Here is a 15,721-nt window from a genome sequence, read left to right on the forward strand (position 1 = left end):
TCAAGCATTGGTGCCGCTGTCGACGGTGAGCACGGTGCCGGTGATGCTGCGGCCCGACTCACCGGCCAGGAAGGCCACCGCGGCGGCGATGTCGGCAGTGGAACCGAACCGGCCGAGCGCGGTGAGCCCGACCTGCGCGGGTGCGTGATCGCTGTCGGCCGGATTCATGTCGGTGTCGGTCGAGCCGGGCTGCACGAGGTTGACGGTGATGCCGCGCGGGCCGAGTTCACGGGCAAGCGCCTTGGTGAAGCCGTTGAGAGCGGACTTGCTGAGGTTGTAGAGCGACAGCCCGCCAAAGGGGGCGTGATCGGTGAGATTGGTGCCGATGCCGATGATCCGGCCACCCGCGCCCATGTGCTTCAGCGCGGCCTGCGCGGCGACGAAGGCGGCGCGCGCGTGCACGTTCAGCGCCTCGTCCACCTCGTCGAGGGTGAACTCCTCGAAGGGCTTGCTCGGAAAGATGCCCGCGTTGTTGACCAGGACATCGAGGCCGCCGAGTTCGTCGGCGGCTCGCTGCACGGCGGATACCACCGCTGCCGCGTCGGCGCTGTCGGCGCGGATGGCCGCGGCGCGCCTGCCCAGCCCTCGGATGTCGCCGACGACCGCGGCGGCGGCCGATTCGCCGTTGCGGTAGGTCACCGCGACGTCGGCGCCCTCGGCCGCCAACTGGCGGGCGATCTGCGCCCCGATCCCTCGACTCCCCCCGGTGACCAGCGCCTTCTTGCCTTCGAGACCCGCCATCGCCGACCCTTTCATATTTTTGTATCGATCACTACATAAATATTTGATCTCACGAGAGCCGCTGAGTCAAGAGGTATCTTCAGTGGTCGGTACAGAAAGGAGTTCGGCGTGGCCAACCGTGGGCGTCCCCGCGCCTTCGACCGGACCGAGGCGCTGCATCGGGCCATGGAGGTGTTCTGGGAACACGGCTACGAGGCCACCTCGATGAGCGACCTGACCGCCGCGATGGGCATCAACACTCCCAGCCTCTACGCCGCCTTCGGCGACAAGGAGGCTCTTTTCCGCGCCGCGATCGAGTTGTACGGCAACACATTCGGCAGTTACACCGCCCGCGCTCTGAGTGAGCAGCAGACTGCGCGCGCCGCCGTCGAGACGATGCTGCGCGACAACGTCGGCGTCTACACGCGCACGGACGTGCCCCACGGCTGCATGGTGGTGCTCGCCGGATCGGCCTACACCACACGCAATTCCGGCGTGCGCGACTTCCTGTCGGACAAACGCCGAGAGATGAACGAGGCCATCAGGCAGCGGCTCGACCGGGGCGTCCGTGACGGTGATCTGCCCGCCGAGACCGACACCGCCGCACTCGCGCGGTTCTACACCACCGTCCTCTACGGCCTGTCCGTCCAAGCAAGGGACGGCGCGACGTCGGAGGAACTCGATGCCGCCATCGACTGCGCGCTGACCGCCTGGCCGTCACGCTGACCAGCACAGGCGCGGAGATTTCCGCGCCGACGAACTGCTTGCCGAGGACCCTGTGCTGTCACCGTCGCAACCTCGGTTCGGCACTGCTTGCCGCAGAGCGACATCGTCAGAGGCGCGTGCCCGCTCGCCGCGGGACACGCACTCCCGGCCCCTCGCTCGCGACGACCGGTCGGTGCTGCGATGTGGCCGTGCTCACCGACGGCGCAGAGCCGCGATCCGGTCGTGCAACTGCTCGGCGGAGGCCAGAGCCGTCGGCGGCCCACCGCATTCGCGGCGCAGCTCGCCGTGGATGACACCGTGCGGTTTGCCGGTGCGGTGGTGATGCATGGCGACCAGGCTGTTGAGCTCGCGGCGCAACTCGCCCAGCCGGTCGGCGGTGGCGACGCGCTCGGTAGCCGCGGCGACGGCGGGGCCGGCGGCCTGCTGCGGCGCCGACAGGGCCGAGCGTTCGGCGACCTGCTTGGACTGTCGTTCGCGGAGCAGTGCGCGCATCTGATCGGCGTCGAGCAAGCCCGGGATACCCAGGTAGTCGGCCTCTTCGTCGCTGCCCGCGAAGGTGGCGGTGCCGAACGAGTCGCCGTCGTAGATCACCTGGTCGAGTTCGGCGTCGGCGGCCAGGGCGACGAACTTGCGCTCCTCCTCGCCCGGCTCGTCCTTCTGCTTGGCCGCGTCGATGAGCAGTTCGTCGTCGAGACCGTTCTTCTCCCGGTGCGGCTTGCCGATGACGTGGTCGCGTTGCAGTTCCAGCTGGGCGGCCAGGTCGAGCAGCACCGGCACCGACGGCAGGAACACGCTGGCCGTCTCCCCTTGCCGCCGGGCACGCACGAATCGGCCGATCGCCTGTGCGAAGTACAACGGCGTCGCCGCGCTGGTGGCGTAGACGCCGACGGCCAGGCGGGGCACGTCGACGCCTTCGGACACCATGCGCACCGCGACCATCCACGGCGAGGTGTTCGCGCTGAACTCGGCGATGCGTTTGGACGAACTGGGATCGTCGGACAGCACGAGCGTGGGCTTGGTCCCGCTGATGTGCTCGAGCAGTTCGGCGTAGTCACGGGCGCGTTCCTGATCGGTGGCGATCACCAGCCCGCCCGCGTCGGCCATGCCGGACTCGCGTTTCTGCCGCAGCCGGATGTCGGCGGCGCGCAGGACCGCGGAGATCCAATCGCCCGCCGGGTCGAGGGCGGTGCGCCAGGCTCGGGCCGTCTGTTCGGGGCTGAGCGGCTCGCCCAGGCGCGCGGAATGCTCCTCGCCCGCACTGTCACGCCAATGCGCGTCACCGGAGTAGGCCAGGAACACCACCGGGCGCACGACGCCGTCGGCCAGCGCCTCGGAGTAGCCGTAGGTGTGGTCGGCGCGCGATTTGGGGAACCCGGATTCGTCGGGTTCGTAGGTGACGAACGGGATCTGGCTGTCGTCGGAGCGGAACGGGGTACCGGTCAGCGCGAGCCTGCGGGTCGCGTCGCCGAAGGCCTCGGCTGTCGCCTCGCCCCAGCTCTTGGCATCGCCCGCGTGGTGGATCTCGTCGAGAATCACCAGCGTGCGGCGGTTCTCGGTGCGCACCCGGTGCCTGCTGGGATGGGCGGCGACCTGCGCGTAGGTGACCACGACGCCGTGGTAGTCGCCGGAGGTCCCACCCGTGGAGTTGGAGAAGCGGGAATCGAGCTGGATGCCGTTGCGCGCCGCCGAGGCCGCCCACTGATGCTTGAGGTGCTCGGTCGGCGCGACCACGGTGATCTGATCCACCGTGCGATCGGCCAGCAATTCCGCGGCGACCCGCAACGCGAAGGTGGTCTTACCGGCGCCGGGTGTGGCCACCGCGAGGAAGTCTCGCGGCTTGGTGGCCAGGTACTTGGTCAGGGCTCGTCGCTGCCATGCGCGGAGGGAGCCACCACCGGTATTCCTCGCCGCGCCACCTTCCGAACCTGTCACGGCATCGACAGTAGCGGCCGGCGGCGGCGACTCGCCAAACCGACTCGGCAGCATCCCAGCGATTCGCGCGGACCTGCGACGAGCGTCACAGACCCGCACCTGGACACCGCCCGCCACCGACACGGAACCACCGCGGCCCGGCGGACCGGCACCGAGTGCGGGATGCTGTAAGCACCATGAACGACGACAGCCCGCTACCGAAGGCACCCGCTGTGACCCCGGAGGTCCACGGCGGCGGCGCGGGCGCGCCCACACCGGGAGCCGTACGCCTGGGCGCCCGGTTCCGGCACGCGGGGAGGCAGACACGCCGGGTGGCGGTCCGGGTGGCGGTCAAGGCGTGGGGCGATTCGATCTTCGCCAAGGCGGCGACAGCGGCGTTCTGGCAAACCCTGTCGCTGGCGCCGCTGCTACTGGGACTGCTTGGCAGCCTCGGCTACGTGGGCGGCTGGTTCGGGCCCGACACCGTCGAGATCGTGGAATCGAAGATCATCGCCTTCAGCCGGGATCTGTTCAGCGAGGCCGTGGTGACCGAACTCATCGAACCGACCGTGACCGATGTACTCGGGCAGGGGCGCGGCGCGGTGGTCTCGTTCGGCTTCGTGCTGTCGCTGTGGGCGGGATCCTCGGCGATGGCGACCTTCGTCGACGCGATCGTGGAGGCCCACGACCAGCAGGACGCCAGGCACCCGGTGTGGCAGCGGGTGTACGCGCTGCTGCTGTACGTGCAGTTCCTGATCGCCGCGGTGTTCATCCTGCCGCTGGTCGCGCTGGGTCCCCAGCTGATCGGGCGCATCCTGCCCGGTTCCTGGCGCGAGCCGGGCCTACGGCTGATCGACTCGTTCTACTATCCGGCCGTCGGCCTGCTGCTGATCGTGGGTCTGACCACGTTGTACAAGTCGGCGCTGCACAAGTCGCTGCCGTGGCATCGGCTCTTCGGCGGCGCACTGGTGGCGGGCGTGTTCTTCATGGCGGCCAGCGAGGGACTGCGACGCTACCTGTCCTGGATCACCGGGACGGGTGTCAGTTACGGGGCGCTGGCCACCCCCATCGCCTTCCTGCTGTTCACGTTCTTCCTGGGTTTCGCTGTCGTGCTCGGCGCGGAGTTCAACGCCACCGTGCAGGAGTTCTGGCCCGCGCGCGCCACCCGCCTCGAGCAGATGCGCGAATGGCTGAGCAATCAGGTGCGCGGGGACAGCGGCCCGGCACAGCAGGAGCGCGGCTGGGCGATACCCAGCGAGACGAACCCCGGCGAGGCGAGGTCCAGCGAGGCGGCAGGCAGCGACGAACAGCACAGTTCCGGTGGCGAACCAGCGGGCAGCGCACCGGAGGCCACGAACGGCCGGACGGCCGGGGCGCTCACCGGGCAGACAGCCGACGAGGTCGCCGTCGGTTCGACCGCGCCGGGCGACCAGCCGACGAGGTCGCTCCCCGGCGCGGGCTGACCGGCAGCGGTCAGTCGCCGCCCTTGCGGAGGGTCTCGTAGACCTTCTTGCAGTCCGGGCATACCGGCGAACCGGGCTTGGGCGAGCGGGTCACCGGGAAGACCTCGCCGCACAGCGCCACCACCATGGTGCCCATGACGGCGCTCTCGGCGATCTTGTTCTTCTTCACATAGTGGAAGAACTTGGGAACATCGTCGCCCGTCGTCTCGTCGGTGGTCGTCTCCGGGCGAACCAGGGTATCGGTACTCACGGCATCCATGATGCCGCATAGCCGGGCGCGCGGCACACCACCACCGCCCCGCCACACCTACCGCCACCCGGCGCTCCCCACTCCACGAGGCGGACCGCCACGACCGACGTGCTCGCGGGCGATCCGACCTCGGGGTGTCGCGGACGAGCCCGGAGTGCAAGACTCGTAGGTATGCAGCAGCACGGCGACGCTCCCGACGCCGACGGCGGCCGTGGCGATCGTCGCGGTTCCTCGGCGGCTTCCTCCCGTTCCAAGGGCTATTTCCCGAAAGGCGACTTCCCCGGCAACGAACACCGCCGGGCCGCGCTCATCACCGAGGCCGCACCGTCGCTGGAGGATCAACATCGCGCGCGGGTACGCCGCTACACGATCCTGATGGCGATCCGTATTCCGGCGCTGATCCTGGCTGCGGTCGCCTACAGCATCTGGGGCAGCGCGCTGATATCCCTGCTCATCATCGGCGCGTCCATCCCGTTGCCGTGGGTGGCGGTGCTCATCGCCAACGATCGCCCGCCGCGCCGCCACGACGAGCCGAGCCGCTGGGACCGGACGCGCCCCGCACTCGAGTCGCGTCCGCACGACGCCATCGACGGCTGAGTCCGGTCGGATGATCCGCTGGACCTGGACGTTCGTCGATCGTCCCGAGGACCGGTTCGAACACTGTCTGCGGTTCTGGTCCACGATCACCGGCACCGCGCCCTCGCCCCGGCGCGGTGAGCACGGCGAGTTCCGCACCCTGCTGCCCGACCCCGCCCGCGGCTCGAGCGCGGCGATCAAGATGCAGTCGGTCGGCGGCATCGGGGGCACCCACCTCGACCTCGATGTCGAGGACATCGCCGCCGCACGGACCGCGGCCCTGGCTTCGGGCGCCGTTGCGGTCGCCGAGCATCCCGATTACACCGTCCTGCGCTCCCCCGGCGGTCTGCTGTTCTGCCTCACCCGCGCCGCCGCCGAGACCGCTACCCCCGCCGCGGCGGTCGACGCCCCCGACGGCACCCGTTCCCGGCTGGACCAGATCTGCCTGGACATCGGCCCGAGTGATCACCCCCGCGAAGCCGCCTTCTGGCGGAATCTGACCGGGTGGTCGCACACCGCGGGCAGGCGCCCCGAGTTCTCCCGCCTGCGTGCCACCACGCCGATGCCGGTGTCACTGCTGCTGCAGCGCCTGGACGAGGACCGACCAGCCGGCGCGCACATCGATTTCTCGTCCAGCGATATCGAGGCGACCGCCGACTGGCACGCATCCCTCGGCGCTCGCGTGATCTCACGCTTCGAACACTGGATCGTGCTCCACGACCCGGCAGGCGTGGCGTACTGCGTGACCGCCCGCGACCCGGACGGCGTCTGAGCTTCGGCGCGCGATCTCCGGCCATGCCCGTCGGAGGGACCGATCACCGGTGACGGTTCGATTTCCCGGAGGAGACTCTCTCGGAGGCGAGCTCGCCGTCTCCGAACTTCCGCCGGCCCCTCGGAGCGCGTCGACCGCCGGTGGCAGAGTTACCGCTGTGCATACCGACCGAACGACCACCGGTTCCCTGCTCACCGCGCTGTGCCCGGACCTGCGCACGGCGCTGACCCGGGTGCGCTACGACGCCGACACCCTGCTCGACGTGCTCGGCCCCGATGTGCACGCCGCGCTCGGCCGTTCCGAGCCGGTGCCGGTGCGCCGCGCCGCCCGCGCCGCCGGCGAACTCGGCACTCTGATCAGACTGCTGTTACTGGGCGACGGGATACTCGAGCGCGAGGTCGCCGCCGCGCTGGCCCCGCTCGACCTCGAGCGGGCAGTCGCCGCCGGACTGCTCATACGCGACGGCGACGAGATGAGGGCGGCACTGGATCTACGGCCGCTGGACGCGGGCGCGGGCAATCGCTGGATCCTGTCCGACCTCGACGACTCGATGCGCAGGCGCACCCTCACCGAGGACCATGTGCTCGGCGTCGGCCACGCCTCGCTGTCGCTGCTGCGAGCCACCCCGACCCGGCCGGTCGGCTCGGTGCTGGATCTGGGCACCGGCTGCGGCGTCCAGGCGGTGCACGCCGCCTCCTATGCGGCCACGGTCACCGGCACCGATGTGAACCCACGCGCCCTGTGGCTGGCCGAGGCCACCGCGGCACTCAACGGGCTCGACATCGAACTGCTCGAGGGGCCGTGGTTCGACCCCGTGGCCGGGCGCCGGTTCGACCAGGTGGTCGCGAACCCGCCGTTCGTCGTCGGTCCGGCTCGGATCGAACACACCTACCGCGATTCCGGGCTGGCGCTCGACGGGGCCAGCGAACTGGTGATCTCGCGTGCGGCGGATCTGCTCGCTCCCGGCGGCACCGCCGCGATGCTGTCGGCCTGGGTGCACGCCGAGGGCGAGGACTGGCGCTCGCGGGTCTCGTCCTGGTTGCCCGACCAGGGGGTCGACGCCTGGATCGTGCAGCGCGACGTGGCCGATCCAGCCCTCTACGTCGGCACCTGGTTGCGCGATGCGGGCCTGGATCCGCGCGACCCGGCCGCGCAGGCCCGCGCCGAGCAGTGGCTCGACGCCTTCACCGCCGCCGATGTCGAGGGCATCGGCTTCGGGTTCGTGTATCTGCGCGCCATCGACGGCCCCAGCGAACTGCTCGCCGAGGATCTGACGCACGGGTTCGACGATCCGCTCGGCGACGAGGCGACCCGGTACTTCGAGCGGTCGGCCTGGCTGCGCGCCGTCGCCGCCGACCCGAATGTCGCCTGGTCGTCGCGCTTCGAGATCGACGCGAACACCGCGCTGGAGCGGGTCAGCCTGCCCGGTCCGGACGGCTGGGGCGAGCACATCGCCCGGCTGCACCGCGGTGACGGCCCCCGCTGGCAACACGAAGTCGACGAGGCGACGATCTCCCTGGTCGCGGGAATGCGACCGGACGGTCTGCCGTTGTACGACGTGGTCGAACTCCTCGCGCTCGCCCGTGGTGCGGACGAGATCTCCGGGGAGTTCGCCGCCGATGCGCTGTCCGTGGTCAGCGGGCTCGTGCGGCACGGTCTCATCCGGCCGGTTTCCTGACGGCCGCGTGGGAGCGGCCGCGTGCGCTCCCGGGCACGTCGGCGTCGGCACAGGCACCGGAGTCCGGCGTGGGTTTCCTCTCGGGCGTTCTCAGGAACTTCTCAGATGCTGCGCGAAAACCCGCAGCTCAGAGCTGTTTATCACACTGGGAGCGGGGAACTTTCCCTATGTCGGGTCCGTTGATCGGATGAGACACCACCGACAGGAGGCAAGTCATGACCAGCCCCGCCACCACTCGTGTGCGCCCCAGCGATTCCGACCTCGACGCCCAGAGCCCTGCTGCCGACCTGGTACGTGTGTACCTCAACGGGATCGGCCGCACAGCGCTGCTGACGGCTGCCGACGAGGTCGAGCTGGCCAAGCGCATCGAGGCGGGCCTCTACGCTCAGCACCTGCTGGAGACGAGCAAGCGCCTTTCGGCCGCGAAGAAGAAGGATCTCGCCTTCCTCGTGCGCGACGGACAGGTCGCCCGCTCGCATCTGCTCGAAGCCAACCTGCGGCTCGTGGTCTCCCTCGCCAAGCGCTACACCGGCCGCGGCATGCCGCTGCTCGACCTGATCCAAGAGGGCAACCTCGGCCTGATCCGGGCCATGGAGAAGTTCGACTACGCCAAGGGCTTCAAGTTCTCCACCTACGCGACCTGGTGGATCCGCCAGGCGATCACTCGGGGCATGGCCGATCAGAGCCGCACGATCCGGCTCCCTGTCCATCTCGTCGAGCAGGTCAACAAGCTCGCCCGCATCAAGCGGGAACTGCACCAGCAGCTGGGTCGTGAGGCCACCGACGCGGAACTGTCGGCCGAATCCGGCATCCCGGTGGAGAAGATCGCCGACCTTCTCGATCACAGTCGTGACCCGGTGAGCCTGGACATGCCGGTGGGCAACGACGAAGAGGCTCCGCTCGGCGATTTCATCGAGGACTCCGAGGCCACCTCGGCCGAGTCCGCGGTCATCGCCGGTCTGTTGCACCACGACGTGCGCAGCGTGCTGTCCACCCTCGACGAGCGTGAACAGCAGGTGATCCGGCTGCGCTTCGGCTTGGACGACGGCCAGCCGCGCACCCTCGATCAGATCGGCAAGCTGTTCGGCCTCTCCCGCGAGCGGGTCCGCCAGATCGAGCGAGAGGTCATGTCCAAGCTGCGCAAGGGCGAGCGGGCCGACCGGCTGCGCGCCTACGCGAGCTGACACACGCTCGTCCGCCCGACAGACCGATGCCGGGTCGGCTCCCCCTGGAGCGGCCCGGCATCTTCGCTGTTCACCCACCGGAGGTGGCGGACACTGCGACGACGAACGCGCGGCGATCAGGCCGCGTCGACCTCGATGTCGTAGTTGACCGTCTCGCCCTCCACCGATGTGACGGTCACCGTCATGGTGCGGTTGACGCCGTCGGCGGTCATGCTGCACTCCAGGGTGGCGCCGACCTCGCCCGACAGATCGTCGGGACAGTCGACGTTGTCGACCTGCCCGAGCTGATCGGCCAGCGTCCGAGTGACGGAGCGCTCCAGATCGGCCTCCTCGACGGTGGGCGTGCTCGAGCCTATGCTTACCACGCAGCCTGCCGTGGTGAGGCAGGCGAGCGCGATCAGTCCGGCGAGACGACGAGCGTTCATGGGTACGACCTTCCTGGCGGGGACCGCGTCCCCTTATCCGGCACGCGTCGAATCCCACCGTAGATCGCGGCCGGGCACCTGAGCTGTTAACGCCGAGCATCCGATTCGCGACCGGCCGTGGTGTCTGGGTCGTGCGGGCCGGTCCAGCCTGCTGTGCGATCGTCTGTCTTCAGGCCAGCCGGCGCGGGCCTTCGTCGAATCGGCTCGGCTCGGGGCCGATACGCCCACGTGCGTAGAGGATCTCGGCCGAGGTCGGCGACGCCAGTACCGGATCGAAGGCCAGTTCACGCATCTCGGGCAGATCGTCGAACAGCGCGGAAATCCGTTGCGCGAGTTCTACCAGCGCGGCTTTGTCCACGCGCGGGCTGGCTGGAGTGCCGGACAACAGCGGGGCGGCACGGGGCGCGTCGATCAACGCGGCCGCTTCCGACTCGGTGAGCGGCAGCGCGCGGTAGGCCCGGTCGCCGAGCATTTCGATGATCAGCCCGGACAATCCGAATTCGATCACCGACCCGAACGACGGATCGTCCTGTACTCGCAGAATGCAACCGACGCCCTTGGTCGCCATCCGCTGGATGTGCAGCACCGGGTCGCCGCACATCCGGACCAGGTCGAGATATGCCTGACGCACCGCTTCCGGGCGCCACAGGTCCAACCGCACACCGCTGAGATCGGCTCTCTTGCGCCACATTTCACCGGTCGCCTTGGCCGCCACCGGATAGCCGAGTTCCTCGGCCGCCGCCACCGCCTCGTCTGCGGTGCGCACCTCGCGGAACTCGACGACCGGAATGCCATAGCAGTCCAGCAGTTCCACTACTTCCAGATCGGTCAGCCTGCGCCCGCCCGATTCGGCCATCCACTTCGCCACCAACGCCGCCGCCCGGTCGGCGTCGATGCCCTCCGGACGGACCACTGTCGAGACGGGCCGATCGCGCCAGCGGGCGTAGCGGTGGACTCGGGCAAGCGCCCGAGCGGCCCGTTCCGGATCGGGATAGGAGGGAATCGAACCGCGTACCGCCATGCCGTTGCGCCCACGCACCGAGAGCAGATGCGGCAGGCCCTGTTCGGCGACGAAGGTCGTGAGAATCGGCTTGCCCGCCTCCGGGACCGCCGCAGAAGCCGAACGGATGGCATCGGCGAAACTGGCCATCGGCACCGGCACCGGCGGCGCGAACACCACGATCAACGCGTCGCAGGCGTCGTCGCGCAGCGCCTCGACCACCGCGTCGAGGTAGGCGCCCGGCGAGGCATGCGGCCCCACGTTCACCGGTTCGGCCACCTCGAGCCCTTCTCCTCGTGCCGCGTCGACGGCCAGCCAGCTCAATGCGGTGCTGTTGGAGATCACCGCCAGGCGCGGCCCGCGGGGCAGGGGCTGATACCCCAGCATCGCCGCGCAGTCGAACAGTTCGGAGATGGAGTCGACCTGCACGACGCCCGCCTGGGCGAACAGGTCGCGCACGATGGATCGGTCGATGTCGCCGCCCGGCCGCCTGGTGCGCACCGAACGCCCACTGCTCACCGCGACGATCGGTTTGGTGCGCGCGACACGACGCGCGATCCGCGAGAACTTGCGCGGATTGCCGAAGCTCTCCAGGTACAGCAGCACCACATCGGTCGCCGGATCGGTGTCCCAGTACTGCAGCAGATCGTTGCCGGATACATCGGCGCGATTGCCCGCCGAGGCGAACGTCGACAACCCCAGATTTCGCGCCGCGGCCTCGCCGAGGATCGCCACACCGAGCGGCCCGGACTGGCAGAAGAAGCCGATCCGCCCACGCGGCGGCAGTATCGAGGCCAGCGTCGCGTTCATCGCGACTGCCGGATCGTTGTTCGCGATGCCCAGCGCACTCGGCCCGACCACCCGCATGCCGTGCCCGCGCGCGGCGGCCACGAGTTCATGCTCGGCGGCCAGCCCCTCGGGCCCGGTCTCGGCGAACCCGGCGGTCAGCACGACCAGCCCTTTGACCCCCTTGGCCAGACAGTCGTCGAGCACCGAGTCGATCTCCGGCGCGGGCACCGCGATGACCGCGAGATCGACCTCGTCGGGAATCTCGCGCACCGTCGCGTAAGCCCGCACCCCACGCACCGACCTGCGATTGGGGTTCACCGGGAACACCGGCCCCTGGAAGCTGCCGGACAGCAGGTTGGCCAGCACCGCACCGCCGACCCGACCGGTCCCCGGCGTCGCGCCGATCACCGCGATCGACCGCGGCGCGAGCAAATTGCCGACGCTGCGCGCCTCGGAGGCCCGCTCACGCGCATCGCGCACCGAGACCAGCGCCTCGGTCGGGTCGATGGCGAACTCGAGGTGCAGCACGGTGCCGTCGCGGCTGCGTTCGACCTGGTAGCCGGCTTCCCGGAAGACGGTCACCATCGCGAAGTTCTCGGCGAGCACCTCCGCGACGAAGGTCTGGATCCGATTCTCCGCCGCCGCGCCCGCCAGATGCTCGAGCAGGATCGAACCGAGACCACGCCCTTGATGTTCGTCGGCGACGACGAAGGCCACCTCTGCCGAGCGCGGCCCCGGCCGGTCGATGAGTTCGTAGCGGCCCACCGCGATGATCGCGTCACCCAGTTCCGCGACCAGCCCGACCCGATCGCGGTAGTCGACGTGGGTCGTGCGGTGCAGATCCTTCGGTGAGATCCGCGGGTACGGGCCGAAGTAGCGCAGGTACCGGGTGCGATCGGAGAGCGCGGTGTGGAAGGCCTGCATCCTGTCGGCATCGTCGGGGACGATCGGCCGCAACCGCACCACACCGCCATCGGAGGCCAGTACATCGGCGAACCAGTGCTGCGGCGGGGCGAACGTCGCCGCCTCGGCACCCGACGACGCATCCGTGGCGCCGGCCCCGGCGCCGGTACTCGTCCGGGCGGCGGTGTCGAGGGTCGGGTCAGTCACGGGGATCCTCCGGGTCCAGTCCTAGTAGTGCGAAACTCGCGCGGCGGGTGGCGAGTACGGCGGAATCGACGGAACGTTGCGCGCGGTCGAGGCGGGCGTCGCCGGTCTCGACCGTGCCTCCCGGTCCGTCCCACGGACGAAACGCGCAGTCCCCGCCGTCGCCCATCGTGCTCGGGGGCTCGACCGCGGGCGCGGCGGCGCGCACCAGATCCGTCCACGAGGCCGGGATCGGCGTCGCCGGGTCCACGTCGCGGCCGAGCGCCGCGGCCAGCAGATGCGTCCAGGCGCGCGGGACCACCCGCACGAGCCCGTAACCGCCGCCGCCGAGTGCCAGCCAGCGGCCCTCGGCATAGCGGTCGGCCAGCTCGCGCATCGCCAGAATCGCCGCGCGCTGGCCGTCCACGGTCAGTTCGAGATCGGCCAGCGGATCTTCCCGATGGGTGTCCGCGCCGCACTGGCTGATGATGATCTGTGGACGGAACGCCGCGATCGCGCCGGGCACGACGGCATGGAATCCGCGAAGCCACTGCGCATCCCTGGTCCCGGGCAGCAACGCCAGATTGACGGCGGTGCCCTCCGCCGCACCGAGACCGGCTTCGTCGGGCCAGCCGGTGTTGGGCCACAGGGTCGCCGGATGCTGATGGATGGACATCGTCAGCACGCGCGGGTCGGTGTAGAAGGCGCGCTGCACACCGTCACCGTGGTGGACGTCGACATCGATATAGGCGATGCGGTCGTACCCGTGATCGAGTAGCCACGAGATCGCCACGGCCGCATCGTTGTAGATGCAGAAGCCCGCCGCCGAGGACGGCATGGCGTGATGCATGCCACCGCCGATGCTCACCGCCCGGCGGGTGCGCCCCTCGGCGATCGCCCGGGCGGCCGCCAGTGTGCCGCCCACGATCACCGAGGCCGCCTGATGCATTCCCGGGAACACCGGGTTGTCGGCCGAGCCGAGCCCGTAGGGCGGTGAGACGGGTTCCCCCGGCGGCTGTACCGCGTGCTCGACGGCTTCGATGTAATCGGCGGTGTGGATGCGCAGTAATTCCCCTCGTCCGCACTCGGCCGGCTCGAGGGTCTCCACCCCGTCGAGCAGCCCCAGGCTGCGGGCCAGCGCCATCGTCAACTTCAGGCGCGCGGGCTTCATCGGATGCTGCGGTGTCCAGGTGTAGTCCAGGAACTTGTCCGACCAGACGACTGTGCCCGAGTCCGCCGGTGCGGCACGACCGGGAGGCGGCGCCGAGGATGCAGTGGCCATGGGCGCAACGGTACGCGGGAAGGCATGGGCCACGTCCACCGTTGTCATGCAGTAGAAATATGGCACGAGCGCACGCGACGGCAGCCGTGCGCCGACGAGGTCCCCGTTGCGGCGTGTTCGAATGAGCCGGTAAGCGTGTGTACCGCCGTGCCTGGGTAGAATTCGTGCAGACGAAGGGGTAACTGGTGAAGGATCTGGTCGACACCACGGAGATGTATCTCCGTACCATCTATGACCTCGAGGAGGAAGGCGTCGTGCCGCTGCGCGCACGTATCGCCGAGCGCCTCGAGCAGAGCGGGCCGACCGTCAGCCAGACCGTGGCGCGGATGGAACGCGACGGGCTCCTGCTCGTGGCAGGCGACCGGCACCTGGAGTTGACCGACAAGGGCCGCGCCATGGCGGTCGCGGTCATGCGCAAGCACCGGCTCGCCGAGCGGTTGCTGGTCGACATCATCGGCCTGGACTGGCAGAACGTGCACGCCGAGGCGTGCCGATGGGAGCACGTGATGAGCGAGGACGTCGAACGTCGTCTCGTCGAGGTGCTCAATCACCCGACCACCTCCCCCTACGGCAACCCCATCCCCGGTCTCGACGAACTCGGCATCACCGCGCCCCGGTACAACGAGGAGCAACTGGTCCGGCTCTCCGATCTGCCGCACGGCCTCGGGCAGGCGGTGGTGGTCCGCCGGCTCGCCGAACACATCCAGAACGACCCCGAGGTGATAGGCCGGCTGCGCGAAGCGGGCGTGGTTCCCGACGCGCGGGTGACCGTCGAGTCCAGGCCCGGCGCGGTGATCATCACCGTTCCCGGTCACTCGGAATTCGAACTGTCCGACGAGATGGCGCACGCCGTCCAGGTGAAGCTGGCCTGATACATGAAACTTCTCGTAACGGGTGGCGCGGGCTACGTCGGCGGCGGCTGCGCCCAGGTACTGCTGGAAGACGGCCACGAGGTCGTGGTCGTCGACGACCTGTCGACCGGAAACGCCGAGGGAGTTCCGTCCGGGGCGCGCTTCGTCGAAGGTGACGTCGCCGAAGCCGGCGCCGAGCTGCTCGCCGCCGAGACCTTCGACGGAGTACTGCATTTCGCTGCGCAGTCGCTGGTCGGCGAGTCGGTGCAACGGCCGCAGCAATACTGGCACGGCAATGTGGTGACAACCCTGTCGCTGCTCGAAGCCATTCGCCGGACCGGTACCCCGCGGCTGGTGTTCTCCTCGACCGCCGCGGTGTACGGCGAACCCGAGCAGGTGCCGATCACCGAGGACGCCCCGACGCGCCCCACCAATCCCTACGGTGCGACCAAGCTCGCCATCGATCACGCCATCACCTCCTACGCCGTCGCGCACGGGCTGGCCGCGACCAGTCTGCGCTACTTCAATGTCGCGGGCGCCTACGGCGGCCTCGGCGAGAACCGCGTGGTGGAAACCCATCTCATCCCCTTGGTGCTGCAGGTCGCGCTCGGGCACCGGCCCGCGATCTCGGTGTTCGGCACCGACTGGCCGACCCCGGACGGCACCGCGGTCCGCGACTACATCCACATCCGGGATCTGGCCGACGCGCATCTCCTTGCGCTGACCGCCTCCGAACCCGGCTCCCACCGCATCTACAACCTGGGCAGCGGTACGGGTTTCTCGGTGCGCGAGGTCATATCGGCGTGCGAACGGGTCACCGGGCTGCCGATCGCCGTGCAGGACGCCCCGCGTCGGGCAGGCGACCCGGCGGTGCTGATCGCCTCGAGCGAACGCGCGATCACCGACCTCGGCTGGAAACCCCAGCACACCGATCTCGACGAGATCGTCTCCGACGCGTGGGATTTCCTGCGTTCGCTGGGTTCGCGCGCGCACAGCGCCCACTGAACC

14 protein-coding genes are annotated in these 15,721 nt (G+C 69.6%); 8 read left to right on the top strand and 6 right to left on the bottom strand.

The window, feature by feature from the left end; all coding sequences use genetic code 11:
- Complete coding sequence (locus IU449_RS08270; protein WP_195001286.1) at positions 1–741, bottom strand: SDR family NAD(P)-dependent oxidoreductase; 741 nt, start codon at positions 739–741, stop codon at positions 1–3.
- 108 nt (positions 742–849) lie between these two features.
- On the opposite strand from IU449_RS08270, the gene IU449_RS08275 reads away from it, so the two are divergent.
- A complete protein-coding gene (locus IU449_RS08275) occupies positions 850–1,446 on the top strand; it encodes a TetR/AcrR family transcriptional regulator (protein ID WP_195001287.1) in 597 nt (198 codons plus the stop codon).
- A 192-nt stretch (positions 1,447–1,638) separates the two neighbouring features.
- Here the strand turns inward: IU449_RS08275 and IU449_RS08280 are convergent, their stop codons facing one another.
- Complete coding sequence (locus IU449_RS08280) at positions 1,639–3,432, bottom strand: DEAD/DEAH box helicase (RefSeq protein ID WP_416382113.1); 1,794 nt, start codon at positions 3,430–3,432, stop codon at positions 1,639–1,641.
- A 122-nt stretch (positions 3,433–3,554) separates the two neighbouring features.
- Between IU449_RS08280 and IU449_RS08285 the strand changes: the two genes are divergently transcribed.
- Positions 3,555–4,820, top strand: coding sequence for a YihY/virulence factor BrkB family protein (locus IU449_RS08285; protein ID WP_228803813.1), 1,266 nt, complete (start codon positions 3,555–3,557; stop codon positions 4,818–4,820).
- Between the two features lie 10 nt (positions 4,821–4,830).
- On the opposite strand, the gene IU449_RS08290 is transcribed toward IU449_RS08285, so the two are convergent.
- The gene (locus IU449_RS08290; protein WP_195001289.1) at positions 4,831–5,070 is read right to left on the bottom strand and encodes a DUF3039 domain-containing protein; all 240 of its coding nucleotides are present in this window, start codon (positions 5,068–5,070) and stop codon (positions 4,831–4,833) included.
- A 171-nt stretch (positions 5,071–5,241) separates the two neighbouring features.
- Here IU449_RS08290 and IU449_RS08295 point away from each other — a divergent pair, with 171 nt between their 5' ends.
- The 4 genes from IU449_RS08295 (at position 5,242) to IU449_RS08310 (ending at position 9,280) form a co-directional block, all read left to right on the top strand.
- Positions 5,242–5,667, top strand: coding sequence for a DUF3099 domain-containing protein (locus IU449_RS08295; RefSeq protein WP_195001290.1), 426 nt, complete (start codon positions 5,242–5,244; stop codon positions 5,665–5,667).
- Positions 5,668–5,677: 10 nt separating this feature from the next.
- Positions 5,678–6,418 (top strand): VOC family protein, encoded by a 741-nt coding sequence (locus IU449_RS08300; protein WP_195001291.1) that lies wholly within the window; start codon positions 5,678–5,680, stop codon positions 6,416–6,418.
- Between the two features lie 157 nt (positions 6,419–6,575).
- Positions 6,576–8,096 carry a DUF7059 domain-containing protein gene (locus IU449_RS08305; RefSeq protein ID WP_195001292.1) on the top strand — a complete coding sequence of 507 codons (1,521 nt, stop codon included), beginning with the start codon at positions 6,576–6,578 and terminating at the stop codon, positions 8,094–8,096.
- Positions 8,097–8,311: 215 nt separating this feature from the next.
- A complete protein-coding gene (locus tag IU449_RS08310) occupies positions 8,312–9,280 on the top strand; it encodes a sigma-70 family RNA polymerase sigma factor (protein WP_195001293.1) in 969 nt (322 codons plus the stop codon).
- Between the two features lie 116 nt (positions 9,281–9,396).
- Here the strand turns inward: IU449_RS08310 and IU449_RS08315 are convergent, their stop codons facing one another.
- From IU449_RS08315 to IU449_RS08325, 3 genes are all read right to left on the bottom strand, one after another.
- On the bottom strand, positions 9,397–9,705 hold the full coding sequence (locus tag IU449_RS08315) for a DUF4333 domain-containing protein (RefSeq protein WP_195001294.1): 309 nt from the start codon (positions 9,703–9,705) through the stop codon (positions 9,397–9,399).
- Positions 9,706–9,874: 169 nt separating this feature from the next.
- A complete protein-coding gene (locus tag IU449_RS08320) occupies positions 9,875–12,604 on the bottom strand; it encodes a GNAT family N-acetyltransferase (RefSeq protein WP_416382114.1) in 2,730 nt (909 codons plus the stop codon).
- Positions 12,597–13,862 carry an acetoin utilization protein AcuC gene (locus tag IU449_RS08325; RefSeq protein ID WP_195001295.1) on the bottom strand — a complete coding sequence of 422 codons (1,266 nt, stop codon included), beginning with the start codon at positions 13,860–13,862 and terminating at the stop codon, positions 12,597–12,599. The genes IU449_RS08320 and IU449_RS08325 overlap by 8 nt, the downstream gene beginning before the upstream one ends.
- Positions 13,863–14,047: 185 nt before the next feature.
- On the opposite strand from IU449_RS08325, the gene IU449_RS08330 reads away from it, so the two are divergent.
- Positions 14,048–14,734 (top strand): metal-dependent transcriptional regulator, encoded by a 687-nt coding sequence (locus IU449_RS08330; RefSeq protein WP_195001296.1) that lies wholly within the window; start codon positions 14,048–14,050, stop codon positions 14,732–14,734.
- Positions 14,735–14,737: 3 nt separating this feature from the next.
- The gene (gene galE, locus IU449_RS08335; protein WP_195001297.1) at positions 14,738–15,718 is read left to right on the top strand and encodes a UDP-glucose 4-epimerase GalE; all 981 of its coding nucleotides are present in this window, start codon (positions 14,738–14,740) and stop codon (positions 15,716–15,718) included.
- The last annotated feature ends 3 nt before the right edge of the window (positions 15,719–15,721 follow it).

This window comes from Nocardia higoensis, assembly GCF_015477835.1.
GTDB classification, from domain to species: Bacteria; Actinomycetota; Actinomycetes; order Mycobacteriales; family Mycobacteriaceae; genus Nocardia; species Nocardia higoensis_A.

Coding starts and splice junctions, on each gene's coding strand:
- IU449_RS08270 (WP_195001286.1), bottom strand. CDS start 741: ATGGCGGGTCTCGAAGGCAAGAAGGCGCTGGTCACCGGGGGGAGTCGA.
- IU449_RS08280 (WP_416382113.1), bottom strand. CDS start 3,432: ATGCTGCCGAGTCGGTTTGGCGAGTCGCCGCCGCCGGCCGCTACTGTC.
- IU449_RS08285 (WP_228803813.1), top strand. CDS start 3,555: ATGAACGACGACAGCCCGCTACCGAAGGCACCCGCTGTGACCCCGGAG.
- IU449_RS08295 (WP_195001290.1), top strand. CDS start 5,242: ATGCAGCAGCACGGCGACGCTCCCGACGCCGACGGCGGCCGTGGCGAT.
- IU449_RS08300 (WP_195001291.1), top strand. CDS start 5,678: ATGATCCGCTGGACCTGGACGTTCGTCGATCGTCCCGAGGACCGGTTC.
- IU449_RS08310 (WP_195001293.1), top strand. CDS start 8,312: ATGACCAGCCCCGCCACCACTCGTGTGCGCCCCAGCGATTCCGACCTC.
- IU449_RS08315 (WP_195001294.1), bottom strand. CDS start 9,705: ATGAACGCTCGTCGTCTCGCCGGACTGATCGCGCTCGCCTGCCTCACC.
- IU449_RS08325 (WP_195001295.1), bottom strand. CDS start 13,862: ATGGCCACTGCATCCTCGGCGCCGCCTCCCGGTCGTGCCGCACCGGCG.
- galE (WP_195001297.1), top strand. CDS start 14,738: ATGAAACTTCTCGTAACGGGTGGCGCGGGCTACGTCGGCGGCGGCTGC.